The organism is Caulobacter sp. 17J65-9, from assembly GCF_010975005.1.
Lineage (GTDB): Bacteria > Pseudomonadota > Alphaproteobacteria > Caulobacterales > Caulobacteraceae > 17J80-11.
In genome coordinates, this window is the sequence record NZ_JAAIVC010000119.1 from 1 (window position 1) to 12,563 (window position 12,563).

Annotated in this window: 13 protein-coding genes; 6 read left to right on the plus strand and 7 right to left on the minus strand. The window is 71.7% G+C overall.

All coding sequences use genetic code 11. From position 1 onward, the window contains the following. The 6 genes from ccmI to G3573_RS15560 all read right to left on the minus strand — a co-directional run. A partial coding sequence (gene ccmI, locus G3573_RS15535; RefSeq protein ID WP_163262252.1) for a c-type cytochrome biogenesis protein CcmI occupies nt 1–273 on the minus strand: 273 nt, incomplete at its 3' end. A gap of 25 nt (nt 274–298) precedes the next feature. Next, on the minus strand, nt 299–1,657 hold the full coding sequence (locus G3573_RS15540) for a hypothetical protein (RefSeq protein WP_163262254.1): 1,359 nt from the start codon (nt 1,655–1,657) through the stop codon (nt 299–301). Between the two features lie 132 nt (nt 1,658–1,789). Continuing rightward, nucleotides 1,790–3,205: a sensor histidine kinase gene (locus G3573_RS15545; RefSeq protein WP_205598284.1), complete on the minus strand. Its 1,416-nt coding sequence runs from the start codon at nt 3,203–3,205 to the stop codon at nt 1,790–1,792. Next, the gene (locus G3573_RS15550) at nt 3,202–3,879 is read right to left on the minus strand and encodes a response regulator transcription factor (protein ID WP_163262257.1); all 678 of its coding nucleotides are present in this window, start codon (nt 3,877–3,879) and stop codon (nt 3,202–3,204) included. Before G3573_RS15550 ends, G3573_RS15545 begins: the two co-directional genes overlap by 4 nt. A gap of 8 nt (nt 3,880–3,887) precedes the next feature. Then, complete coding sequence (locus G3573_RS15555; protein ID WP_163262259.1) at nt 3,888–4,250, minus strand: PepSY domain-containing protein; 363 nt, start codon at nt 4,248–4,250, stop codon at nt 3,888–3,890. Between the two features lie 154 nt (nt 4,251–4,404). Continuing rightward, nucleotides 4,405–5,319, minus strand: a complete 915-nt coding sequence (locus tag G3573_RS15560; RefSeq protein WP_163262261.1) for a J domain-containing protein — start codon at nt 5,317–5,319, stop codon at nt 4,405–4,407. A 233-nt stretch (nt 5,320–5,552) separates the two neighbouring features. On the opposite strand from G3573_RS15560, the gene G3573_RS15565 reads away from it, so the two are divergent. Next, nucleotides 5,553–6,032, plus strand: coding sequence for a DUF805 domain-containing protein (locus G3573_RS15565; protein ID WP_163262264.1), 480 nt, complete (start codon nt 5,553–5,555; stop codon nt 6,030–6,032). 37 nt (nt 6,033–6,069) lie between these two features. On the opposite strand, the gene G3573_RS15570 is transcribed toward G3573_RS15565, so the two are convergent. After that, nucleotides 6,070–6,537 (minus strand): YcgN family cysteine cluster protein, encoded by a 468-nt coding sequence (locus G3573_RS15570; RefSeq protein WP_163262278.1) that lies wholly within the window; start codon nt 6,535–6,537, stop codon nt 6,070–6,072. A 63-nt stretch (nt 6,538–6,600) separates the two neighbouring features. Here G3573_RS15570 and G3573_RS15575 point away from each other — a divergent pair, with 63 nt between their 5' ends. The 5 genes from G3573_RS15575 to G3573_RS15595 all read left to right on the plus strand — a co-directional run. Next, nucleotides 6,601–8,520, plus strand: a complete 1,920-nt coding sequence (locus G3573_RS15575) for a PBP1A family penicillin-binding protein (protein WP_163262266.1) — start codon at nt 6,601–6,603, stop codon at nt 8,518–8,520. A 203-nt stretch (nt 8,521–8,723) separates the two neighbouring features. Continuing rightward, nucleotides 8,724–10,517: an ABC-F family ATP-binding cassette domain-containing protein gene (locus G3573_RS15580; protein WP_163262269.1), complete on the plus strand. Its 1,794-nt coding sequence runs from the start codon at nt 8,724–8,726 to the stop codon at nt 10,515–10,517. A 178-nt stretch (nt 10,518–10,695) separates the two neighbouring features. Continuing rightward, nucleotides 10,696–11,688, plus strand: coding sequence for an ABC transporter substrate-binding protein (locus G3573_RS15585; RefSeq protein WP_163262271.1), 993 nt, complete (start codon nt 10,696–10,698; stop codon nt 11,686–11,688). 35 nt (nt 11,689–11,723) lie between these two features. Continuing rightward, a complete protein-coding gene (locus tag G3573_RS15590) occupies nt 11,724–12,146 on the plus strand; it encodes an endonuclease domain-containing protein (RefSeq protein WP_163262273.1) in 423 nt (140 codons plus the stop codon). 79 nt (nt 12,147–12,225) lie between these two features. Continuing rightward, a partial coding sequence (locus tag G3573_RS15595; protein WP_163262275.1) for an ATP-binding cassette domain-containing protein occupies nt 12,226–12,563 on the plus strand: 338 nt, incomplete at its 3' end.

Here is a 12,563-nt window from a genome sequence, read left to right on the forward strand (position 1 = left end):
GTCGCGGCGCGGGTCGCCCGCGTGCTCCGGCGTCCCCGCGCGATCCTCTGCCGCCAGCAGGCGCCGGCCGGCCTCGGCGCGGGCCGACCCGTAGCCGTCCTCGTCCAGCAGGCCGCGCGCGCGCAGGTCGTCGAGCTCGCTCAGGTGGCGGCGATAGACGGTCAGTTCCGGGCTTTCGGCCGGGGCCGCGACGGCCCGCGACGCGCGCCAGATCACGGCCGCAAAGGCGGCGGCGGACAGCAGGGCGGCGGCGAGCCAGAAGACCACGGACATGAGCGCTCCGGTTACGGAGCGCTCCTTACGCCCTAAGGCGCTCCGTTGCGAGGGGGGCGCCGCTACCGGCCGCGGCGGCGCGTCGGCGCACGACCTGGGCGGCCTTCGCGTCGCGGACCAGGGCGATGAACTGGGCGGCGACCTCCAGATAGGCCCGCGCGCGGGTCTCGTCGGGAGCTTCGCCGTGGTTCAGCAGGTGGACGACCTCGTCGGCGTAGCCCTCCAGCCGCTCGCCGAGCTTCTCGGCGACGCTGTTGCGCAGCGAGCCGTAGCCGCCGACGCCGGCCGACGCGCGCGCGGCGTCCAGCAGGGCGACCATGGCGTGGGCGCGTTCGACCGCGCGAGGATCGGGGCCCTTCGCGACGCTCGGGGCGGCGCGGCTCATGCGGCCGGCCACGCGCACGCTCTGGGTCGGCAGGGCGGCGGCGACCGCCTCCTCGACGTCGCGCAGACGGCTCTCCATGGCCGAGGCCACGGTCGCCCGCGCGGCGGCCACGCGCTTGCCCCACGGCCCTTCGCGCGACAGCTCCACCGACTGCTCGAACTCGGCCAGGGTGGCGCAGGCGAAGGCGACGTCGGCGGCGGCGCGGCGCGCGCCGGCCGGGCCGGTGTCGGGATCGAAGGTCTTCAGCCGGTCCAGGCGCGCCTCGACCTCGGTCAGCAGGCGCTCGCCGAAGGCGGCCAGCTCCGATTCCGCCAGATAGCGGTCGCTGGCCCGGTCGGTGGCGGCCGAGATCAGGCGCAGCACCAGGGCGGGGTCCGGCAGGTGGCCGAACAGGATCTCGAGCAGGCGCGGCACGCCGTCGGAAGACACCGCGTCGGCGTCCTTGAAGGTCAGCTTCAGCACGGCCGCCCGTTCTTCGGTCAGCCGCGTGACCCAGCCGGCCAGATGCAGCAGAGACTGACGCGCGATCGGCGTGAGGCCCAGATAGAGCACCAGTTCGCGCACGCGCGCGGCGTCGCCTTCCGGGAAGAAGTCCTGCGGCCGCTGGCCCAGCAGGGCGGCGGCGCGGGCGCACAGGCGGTCGAACTGCGGCGGGGTCGGATCGCCGTTGCGCCAGTCCAGGCGCGCCTCTTCGGCCGCGGCGATCAGACCGGCGTCCGAGGTCTTCATGGCCCGCCACAGCGAGTTCAGGACGCGCCGCGGGAAGGTCGGCCCGGCCAGCGCGTCGGGGCGCGGCTCGAACATGGGCGTCAGCGGCGCGAACACCGCCTTGCGGGTGATCCGGTCGGCCTGCTCGGCGCAAAGCATGTCGCGCACGCGCCGCACCGGTTCGGCGTGGGCGCTCGCCAGGGCGGAGGCGAGATGGGCGAGCGCGTGGTCGGGCGCGGCCTGCAGCAGGCTGCGGATCGCCTCGAACTGGGCCGTCGTGGGACCGGGCATGAACGCGCTCCGAGCGGCGCCGCAGCGCCTCTCATCCGCGATAACCCCGTAAGGTTAAAATTGCGCTGACCAAGAGCGCGATAGCCGAAAGTGGTCACCGGTTTCGGCGGCCGTCGCGCTCCAAGCCTAGGGTCAGGTCTCCGCGGCGGGCAGCTCGACCACCACCTTCAGGCCGCCCATGGACGCGTCGCCCAGGGTCAGACGGCCGCCATAGGCGCGGACCAGTTCGTCGACGATGGACAGGCCCAGGCCCGAACCCGGCGCGCTCTCGTCCAGCCGGGCGCCGCGCTTGAGCGCCTGATCGCGGCGGTCCGCCGGCAGGCCCGGCCCGTCGTCTTCGACGGTCAGGGTCAGGCGTCCGGGCCCGGAGGGCGTGGCGTCGGCGCGGACCCGGCCGCGGCACCACTTGCCTGCGTTCTCCATGATGTTGCCGGCGATCTCCAGGAAGTCCTGCCGCTCGCCGCGGAACCACAGGTCTTCCGGCGCGCGCCAGTCGATGACCACGCCCTTGTCCTGGAACACCCGCTCCAGGGTGACGGCCAGTTCGTCCATCACCGGCTCGATCAGGGTCCGCTCGCCGGCGGTCTGGGCGCGGGCGGCGGCGCGGGCGCGGCGCAGGTGGTGGTCGACGTGACCGCGCATGGCGGCGGCCTGGCGCGACACCACCTCGGCCAGCTCGCCCGGATGGCGTTCGGTCTCGGCCAGCATGACCGAGATCGGGGTCTTCAGGGCGTGGGCCAGATTGCCGACGTGGGTGCGCTGGCGCTCGACGACCTCCTGGTTGTGGTCCAGCAGGGCGTTCAGCTCGCCGGCCAGGGGCGCGATCTCGCGCGGCCACACGCCGGTCAGGCGCTGGGTCTTGCCCTGGCGCACCTGGGCGATGGCGCGGCCCAGGTCGAACAGCGGCGACAGGCCGACCCGCACCTGCAGCAACACGGCGGCGACCAGGCCGCCGCCCAGCAGCAGCAGGGCGATCCAGGTCAGGGTGGCGAAGCGGCGCGCGTCCTGGTCCACCGGCGTGCGGTCCTGGGCGGCCATGAAGATCAGCGGCTCGGTGCGCTCCGGCAGCAGGGCCACGATGGCGACCGCGCGCAGCGGCCGGCCGTCCGGGCCGACGGCGTCGTAGAACACCGGCTTGCCCAGCTTGGCGATCGCCTGCTCCAGGCCCTTGGGCGGCCCGTCCAGGTCGGCGTCCCACAACGAGCGCGAGCGCGACAGCGGATGGATGCCGGCCGGGGTCGGCTCGGCGATCTGCCAGTAGGTGCCCGAGTAGGTCCGCAGGGAGCGTGCGTCGATCAGGTCGGGCGCGGTGACCTTGCCGTCGGCCGACACGGTCGTGCCGGCCAGCAGGCCCTCGGCGATCTCCGCCACCCCGTCCTGGAAGCGCATCAGCGCCGCCTGCTTGAAGAAGGTGGTCAGGACCGCGCCGGTCAGGATCAGGGCGACCAGAATCCAGCCGGCCGCCAGCGCGATCAGGCGGCGGACCAGCGAGCCTTCGCGCGGCCGCCCCCGCCCGTTCTCGGCGGGGGCCTCAGCCTCGGCGATCAAGCGGCGGCCTCGCCCTCGAGCGGCACCAGGCGGTAGCCGAGACCGCGCACGGTCTCGATGCGGTCGGAGCCGATCTTCTTGCGCACCCGGCCGACGAACACCTCGACGGTGTTGGAGTCGCGGTCGAAATCCTGGTCGTACAGGTGCTCGACCAGCTCGGTACGGCTGATCACCCGGCCCTGGTGCATCATCAGGTAGTGCAGCAGCCGGTATTCCAGCGAGGTCAGGCGCAGCGGCTCGCCGTTGACCGACGCGCGAGCGGCGCGCGGGTCCAGGCGCAGGCCGCCGCAGGACAGCGACGGCGCGGCGTGGCCGGCGGCCCGGCGCAGCAGGGCGCGCAGGCGGGCCAGCAGTTCCTCGGTGTGGAACGGCTTGGTCAGGTAATCGTCGGCCCCGGCGTCGAAGCCGGCGACCTTGTCCGACCAGGCCGCGCGCGCGGTCAGGATCAGCACCGGCGTGGTCTTGCCCTCGCGGCGCCAGCGCTCCAGCACCGACACGCCGTCGATCTTCGGCAGGCCGAGGTCCAGCACCACGACGTCGTAGGGTTCGTTCTCGCCGAGGTAGTGAGCCTCCTCGCCGTCGGCGGCGTGATCCACCGCATAGCCCGCGTCGCCGAGGGCCTGTTTCAGTTGGCGGGAGATGTCGGGATCGTCTTCGACCAGCAGTACGCGCATGAGTTCCTTCAGTCCGCCCCCAGAATCCGCCCGGTTTCGGCGTCGACGATGTAGTCGATCCGACGCCCGTCCTCGGCCTGCCAGCGCACCCGGTAGATCGGGCGCCCGTCGCGGCCTTGTTCTTCCCAGCTGTTGAGAATCCGCCCCGGCGTGCGCCGGTCGATGTCGGCCAGCACCCGGCCCAGCGGCACGCGCCGGCCTTCGCGCACGCCCTCGCGGGCCGCGTCCTGGCCGCGCAGGTCGTTACGGAAATCCTCCGGCCGCCCGCCGCGGCCGTTGCCGCGGTTCTGGACGTCCCAGACCTGCGCGGAGGCGCCTTCCGCCCCGAGGGCGAGCAGCGCGAGCGCGAGCATGACGACGGACTTCTTCATGGCCCCCTCTCTGACCGATCGGCCCTGAACGGCGACTGAACGGCGTGCTTAGCTGATCATACACCGCTTGCGGAACGCCGGATTTCCAATTGGGGACGTTCGGGGCGATCAAAAGCCCGATCGCAAGACCGAATCCACTTTTGCGGACAGCGCCCTAGCGCCGCTTGGGCGCGTAGGGGCGTTCCTTGCGCCACTTCTCGGCGAAGGCTTCCAGGGCCGGATCCGGCCCGTCCGGCAGGGTTACGATCAGCCGGGCGAACAGGTCGCCGCGCTGGCGGGTGCGCGGATCGACCGCGCCGCGGCCCTTCAGGCGCAGCATGGAGCCGGAGTTGGCGCCCTTGGGCACGTTCAGCGACACCGTCCCGTCCGGGGTCGGGGCCTGGACCTTGCCGCCCAGCACCGCGTCGGGGACCGAAACCGGCAGGTCCATGTGCAGGTCGCCGCCCTCGCGGCGGAAGACCGGGTGCGGCTTCACGCCCAGCTCGATCAGGGCGTCGCCAGGCTGGCCGCCGGCGCGCGCGGGCGCGCCCTGCCCCTTCAGGCGCAGGACCTGGCCGTCGGAAGCGCCCTGCGGAATGGTCACGTCCAGGGTGCGGCCGTCGGAGAAGGCGATGCGCTTGGTGGCGCCGACGATGGAGTCCTCCAGGTCGATCTCCAGCCGGGCGCGCACGTCGTGGCCCTTGGCCGGGCCGCTGGAGCGCGGGCCGCCGCGCGGCACGCCGCCGACCCCGCCGAACATGTCGAAGATGTCTTCGAGGTCCACGCCCTCGAACCGGCCGCCGGCGCCGAACGGCGAGCCGCCGGAACCGCCAGAGCCGCCAGGATTGAAGCCGCGGAAGGTGTCGCGCCCGTCGGCGTCGATCTCGCCGCGGTCGAAGCGCGCGCGCTTGTCCGGATCGCCCAGCAGGTCGAAGGCCGCCGCCACCCGCTTGAACCGTTCCTCGGCCTTCTTGTCGCCGGGGTTGCGGTCGGGATGATTCTCCTTGGCGAGCTTGCGGAACGCCTTGCGCAGCTCGTCCTGGCTGGCGCCGCGCGCGACGCCGAGTTCTTTGTAGGGGTCAGTAGCCACGCGCTTTTCAAACATGGTCCGGGGCGCTCGTCGAACGACCCAAACGAATGAAGCGATCCCGTACGCCGCGCAAGCGAAATCGTGGCATTAATGCAACAGTAACCGTCTTCGCCCGGAAGCGTCACCGCAGCTCAGGCTCGACCGTCCCCGCGATTCAGCTAACGATGTTCTCCGTATTGTCGCGCGAGTGATCTCACGGACAGACGGGACCCTCGGGGTCCGAAGGGGAGCAAATGGACTGGAAGAGCCTCTTTTTCTCCGGCGACGGCCGGATCAACCGCCAGGAATTCTGGATCGGCTTTCTGATCCTCCTCGGTGTCGGCGTCGTGCTTAACTTCATCCCGGTGATCGGGACGATCGCGGGCTTCGTGACGATCTGGTGCTGGATCGTGCTCTACGCCAAGCGTCTGCACGACATGGGCAAGAGCGGCTGGCTGCAGATGATCCCGTTCGGCGTCGGCGCGGCCGCCATCATCGGGGCCGGCGTCACGGGCGGCATGGCGATCGTCGCCGCGGCCGCCCAGGGCGACAACGTGGACCCCACGACCATGATCGCCGGCCTGGGCGGCGCGGCCCTGTTCCTGGGCGGCGCGTGCCTCGTGAGCTTCATCTTCCTGCTGTGGGTCGGCCTCAGCGGCGGCCAGGCGGGCGACAACCGCTACGGCCCGCCTCCGGGAACCCCGGCGCCCGAGCCGGCCCACGATCTGATCTGAGACGCCTGCGACGCGGGTCGGGTCCGCCCGGCCCGCGTCAGTCGTCGCCGCGGTCCTTCGACAGGTCCCAGGCGGTGAAGTCCAGGGCGTCCTCGGGATCGTCCAGCGCTTCTTCCGACACCACCTGGCCGCGGATGCTGACCCCGGCCTCGTGCACGCTTTCCGGATCGCCGGTGATCAGCGGGTGCCAGCGCGGCAGGGTCTTGCCCTCGTGCAGACGCCGGTAGGCGCAGCTCTTGGGCATCCACTCCAGGTCCTCGACGTTCCAGGGCGTCAGCTTGATGCAGTCGGGAACGTGCTTCTTGCGGTTCTCGTAGTCCTTGCAGCGGCACAGGTTCGCGTCGAACAGCTTGCAGGACACCCGGGTGGGGATGACCTCGCCGGTGTCCTCGTCCTCGAAGCGCACCAGACAGCACAGACCGCAGCCGTCGCAGAGGCTTTCCCACTCCGCGGCGGTCATTTGTTCCAATCGCTTAGTTTCCCAGAAGGGCTTTTGCGTCATCAGGTAAGGCGGTCCTGGAACTGAGGCGACATGGACGAGCAGCCTGGATACGGCGCTGAGGAAGATATGGGGTCGGCGACCTTCCGCGCCGACCTTCTGCATCAGCGCGACCGGCGGCTCAACCGGCTCGCGCGCGGCCTGATCGCCGCGGCCGCCGGCGTGGCCCTTCTGGCGCTGGTCGGCGTGGCCCAGGCCTGGCGTCACTATCTGGGCGATCTGCCGCATGTGCCTGCGAACGCCGAGCTGGCCGCCTACGGCCGCGCGCCGGGCATGACCTTCCTCGACCGCAACGGCCAGGTCGTGGCCACCCGGGGGCCGAAGTACGGCCGCCAGGTGAAGCTGTCGGAGCTGCCGCCCTACGTGCCGCTGGCCTTCCTGGCCGCCGAGGACCGCCGCTTCCGCAGCCACAGCGGCGTGGACCTCAAGGGCGTGGCGCGCGCCGCCCTGGTCAACGCCAAGGCCGGCGAGACCCGCGAGGGCGCCTCGACCCTGACCCAGCAGCTGGTCCGCGACCTGTTCCTGACCAGCGAGCGCAGCTTCAAGCGCAAGCTGCAGGAGGTGATCCTGGCCTTCGTGCTGGAGCGGCGGCTGACCAAGGACGAACTGCTCGAGCTCTATCTGAACCGCGTGTTCCTGGGCGAGAACGCCTTCGGCATCGACGCGGCCGCCCACACCTATTTCGGCAAGTCCGCCCAGCAGCTGAGCCTGGCCGAGGCGGCGGTTCTGGCCGGCCTGCCCCAGGCCCCCTCCGTGCTCAACCCGACCCGCAATCCGAAGGGCGCGCTCAAGCGCGGCCGGCTGGTGCTGGAGCGCATGCAGGACGAGGGCTGGGTCAGCCGCGCCCAGGCCCGCGTCGCCACCCTGCAGCAGATCATCGTCGTGCCGCACAAGGGCGAGGGCGACCTGGCCTGGGTGATCGACGTGGCGGCGGCCGAGGCCCGCAAACGCGCTCAGGGCCGCGCCGGCGACCTGGTCGTGCGCCTGACCGTCGATCCGCGGCTGCAAGACGTCGCCGCCCAGACCGTGCGCGAGGCGCTGCAGGCGAGAGGAACGGAAGCGGGCGTCAGTCAGGCCGCCCTGGTCGCGCTCGGCCCCGGCGGGGCGGTCCGCGCCCTGGTCGGCGGCCGCGACCACGACACAAGCCCGTTCAACCGCGCGGTTCAGGCCCGCCGCCAGCCGGGCTCGGCCTTCAAGCCGTTCGTCTGGGCCGCGGCGCTGGAAGCCGGCGCCCAGCCGACCGACATCCGCTCGACCGCGCCGGTGGCCTTCGGCCTGTGGACCCCGACGGAAAGCGCCTCGGTCGGGCCCGAGATCAGCCTGGAGAACGCGCTGGCGGTCTCCAGCAACACGGTCGCCGCGCGCCTGACCGCCGAGGTCGGCCCTGAGCGCGTGGCGGACGTGGCCCGCCGCTTCGGCATCGTCGGCCTGCCCGAGCGGCCCAAGCTGCCGATCGCGCTGGGGGCCTACGAGACCACGCTCTGGGACCTGACCGGGGCCTACCAGGCCTTCCCGCAGGGCGGGCGGCGCACCCCGCCCTACCTCGTCGAGGAGGTCGACCGTTCGGACGGCGTGGTGCTTTGGCGGCACGGCAGCCCTACGCCGCTGGTGGTGTTCGACGCCGCCCGGGCCGGGTCGATGGTGCGGATGATGACCGGCGTGGTCACCCACGGCACCGGCAGGCGCGCCGCCTTCGGCCGGCCGGCCGCGGGCAAGACCGGCACCAGCCAGAACAACCGCGACGCCTGGTTCGTCGGCTTCACCCCCGACCAGGTGGCCGGGGTCTGGGTCGGCAACGACGACGGCCGGCCGATGAACGGCGTGGTCGGCGGCGACCTGCCGGCCGAAATCTGGCGGCGGTTCATGGAGGCGGCCAGCCGCGACGAACCCATGCTGGAGTTCGATGCGGTGCGCGCCGCCGGCGGCGGCCGCGGCGACTTCTACGCCGGCCTCGCCGCCGAGTTCGCGCGCGCGGCCGAAACGCGCTAGGAGGCTGCCTCTCCTCCCCTGCGACCAACGGGAGCGGGGGAGGGGGACCACCCGCAGGGTGGTGGAGGGGGCGAACCGCGCTCCCTACATGTCCCCGTCATGTTTCCTGATCGCCGTCTGATGTCTGCGCTGTCGCTCGCCCCCTCCACCGCTTCGCGGTCCCCCTCCCCCGCTCCGCTGCGCTTCGCAGGGGAGGAGATTCAATGAACGCCCGCGCTCCCCTCGTCGCCCTCAAGGATGTCCGCCTGCAGGACGGCCGCGTGCAGCTGTTCGACGGCGTCGACATGGCCCTGGAGCCGCGCGTGCGCGCCTGCCTGGTCGGGCGCAACGGCGCGGGCAAGTCGACCCTGATGAAGATCGTCGCCGGCCGCATCGAGCCGGACTCCGGCGAGCGCTCGATCTCCACCGCCGGGCGCATCGCCTACGTGCCGCAGGAGCCCGACATCACCGGCGAGACCCTGCGCGACTACGCCTGCGCCGGCGGCGCCGAGCCGTGGGACGCCGACGCCGCCCTGCAGACCTTCGGCCTGGATCCCGAGCGCTCGACCGCGGGCCTCTCCGGCGGCGAGACCCGCCGCGCGGCCCTGGCCCGCGCCTTCGCCGAGGATCCGGACCTGATCCTGCTGGACGAGCCGACCAACCACCTCGACATCTTCGCCATCGAGACTCTGGAGGCCGAGCTGCAGGCCAGCCGCGCCGCGGCCCTGATCGTCAGCCACGACCGCGCCTTCCTGGAGCGGGTCACCCGCCGCTGCTTCTGGCTGGCCCACCGCAAGGTGCGCACGCTGGAGGAAGGCTTCGCCGCCTTCGAACCGTGGGCCGAAAAGGTCGAGGCCGAAGAGGCCGAAAGCCTGCGCCGCCTGACCAAGGCGATCGAGCGCGAGACCTACACCTTCTACCGCTCCATCACCGCCCAGCGGACCCGTAACGAGGGCCGCGCGCGCAACCTGGAGGCCATGCGCCAGCAGAAGGCCGCCCTGATGCGCGACAAGCCGCGCGAGCTGGAGCTGGCCATCGACGCCGGCGGCACGTCGGGCAAGCTGGTCGCCGAGCTGAAGGGCGTGTCCAAGGGCTATGACGGGCGCGAGCTGCTGAAGGACTTCACCACCCGGGTCATGCGCGGCGACCGCGTGGCCATCGTCGGTCCCAACGGCGCGGGCAAGTCGACCCTGGTGAAGACCCTGCTGGGCGAGATCGAGCCGGACTCCGGAACCGTGCGCCTCGGCGCCGGCCTGGAGGTCGTCTACCTCGACCAGAGCCGCGACGAGCTGAAGGCCGACACCACGCTGTGGGACGCGCTGACGCCGGGCGGCGGCGACTCCGTGCTGGTGCGCGGCCATTCCAAGCACGTGGCCGCCTACGCCAAGGACTTCCTGTTCAACGAGAACCAGCTGCGCCAGCCGGTCTCGACCCTGTCGGGCGGCGAGCGCAACCGGTTGCTGCTGGCCCGCGCCCTGGCCAAGCCGGCCAACATGCTGGTGCTGGACGAACCGACCAACGACCTCGACATGGACACGCTCAACCTGCTGGAGGAGCTGCTGGCCGACTACGAGGGCACGCTGATCCTGGTCAGCCACGACCGCGACTTCATCAACCGGCTGGCCACCTCGACCATCGCCCTGAACGGCCACGGCCAGATCCGCGAGACGCCCGGCGGCTGGAACGACTTCATCCGCCAGAACCCGGGCTTCTTCGACAAGCCGGAGATCGTCCAGGCCAAGAAGCCGGCCGCCGCGCCCAAGGCGGCCGAGCCGAAGCGCGCGGTCAAGCTGTCCTACAAGGACCAGCGCCGGCTGGAGGAGCTGGACGGCCTGATGCCCAAGCTGCAGGCCGAAATCGCCGCCCACGAGAAGGTGCTGGAGGACGCGAACCTCTACGCCCGCGACCCCGCCCGCTTCGACCGCACCATGAAGGCCCTGGACGACACCCGCGCCAAGCTGGCCGCCAGCGAAGAGGAATGGCTGGAGCTGGAAGAGAAGAAGGAAGCCCTGGCTTAAGAACCCTCTCCCCGCTTGCGGGGAGAGGGCAGGGTGAGGGGCCGTTCCGCCTCGCCACGGCCGCCGCCTGCGTCTCCCCCTACCCTCACCCTGCCCTCTCCCGCCCCAGGGCGGGAGAGGGTTCACATTGCGTGACCTCGGCCCTACCTTCGCCGCAACACTCGGGGGGGCCGAAACCATGAACCGTCGCGCGTTGCTGGCGCTCGCCGCCGCTCTCGCCGCCACCGCGTGCGGGCCGAAGAAGCCGAACGACGCGGCCGGGCGGGTGAAGATCCGCTTCGCCACCGACTGGCGGGCCCAGGCCGAGCACGGCGGCTTCTACCAGGCGCTGGCTTCGGGCGAGTACGCGCGCCGCGGGCTCGACGTCGAGATCGTCCAGGGCGGCCCGGGCGTGAACGTGCCGCAGCTGCTGGCCTCGAACGCGGTGGAGCTCGGCATGGGCTCCAACAGCTTCATCGTGCTGAACCAGGCCGCCGAGAAGACGCCCGTGAAGGCGGTCGCCGCCTTCTTCCAGAAGGACCCGCAGGTCCTGATCGCCCACCCCGATCCGGCCCTGAAGTCGATCGCCGACCTGAAGGGCCGGCCGATGCTGCTGGCCGACGCGTCGGTGACGGCGTTCTGGGTGTGGCTGAAGGCCCGCTACGGCTTCAACGACAGCCAGGTGCGCAAGTACAACTTCAACTCCGCGCCGTTCCTGGCCGACCAGCGGGCGGTGCAGCAGGGCTATCTGACCAGCGAGCCCTACACGATCGAGAAGGAGGCCGGGCTGAAGCCCCGGGTCTTCCTGCTGGCCGACGAGGGCTATCCCTCCTACGCCACCATGGTGATGGCCAACGAAAAGCTGATCAATGAGCACCCGCAAGCCGTGCGCGCCTTCATCGAGGCCTCGGCCAAGGGCTGGACCGACTATCTGAACGGCGACGCGTCCATGGCCGACGCCCTGATCCGCAAGGACAATCCGGAGATGACCCAGGACCTGCTGGACCAGGCCCGGGCAAAGCTGAAGTCCTACGCCCTGGTCGACGGCGGCGACGCCAAGACGCTGGGCGTCGGGGCCATGACCGACGCGCGCTGGGCCGAGTTCTTCAAGGTCGCCTCCGAGCAGGGCGTGTACCCGAAGGACCTCGACTACAAGCGCGCCTACACCCTGGAGTTCGTGGGCAAATCCTAACCCTCTCCTCCCCTGCGCAGCGGGGGAGGGGGACCATGCGAAGCATGGTGGAGGGGGCGAACCGCCGCGCGACCGAGGAAGGCATGCGCTCACCTAAGGCGATCACATTGAAGCGGGCGAGATCGCTGCGGCGCACGCTGTCGCCGCCGGAGGCGCGCCTGTGGGTTCGCCTGCGGGGTCGCGGCACGGATCACCCCGCCTTTCGTCGCCAGCATCCATTCGGCCCGTACATCCTCGACTTCTACTGCCCGCAACTGAAGCTGGCGATCGAGGTGGACGGCCAGGGACACCTGATGGGCGACCAGCCCAAGCACGACATCCAGCGCGACGCTTGGCTCAAGACGCAGGGTGTCGAAGTCGTGCGGATAGAGGCCCTCGAGGTGATGCGAGATCCGGACGCCGTGGCCGACGCGATTTGGAGCCTCGTTCTGGCGCGCACACGAGGAGTGGGGGCTTGATGCACTCGGTAGCGCGGCCGCTCGCCCCCTCCACCACGCTTCGCGTGGTCCCCCTCCCCCGCTTCGCAGGGGAGGAGAGATGATCGCCGCGCTCGAGGCGGTCGAGGTCGACTACGGCCGGCGCGGGCGCGCGCTGGGGCCGTTCTCGCTGGGGGTCAGGCCGGGCGAGATCGTCGCCGTCGTGGGACCGTCCGGCTGCGGCAAGTCCACGGCCCTGCGCCTGCTCGCCGGACTGGAACGGCCCACGCGCGGCGAGGTCCGGCGCACGGTCGGCCGCGGCGAGACCGCCGTCGTCTTCCAGGCCCCGACGCTCGCGCCCTGGGCCAGCACGCAGGCCAACGTGGCCCTGCCGCTGGAGCTGGCCGGCGTCGCCGACGCCCGTGCGCGGGCCGACGCGGCGCTGGACCGGGTCGGGCT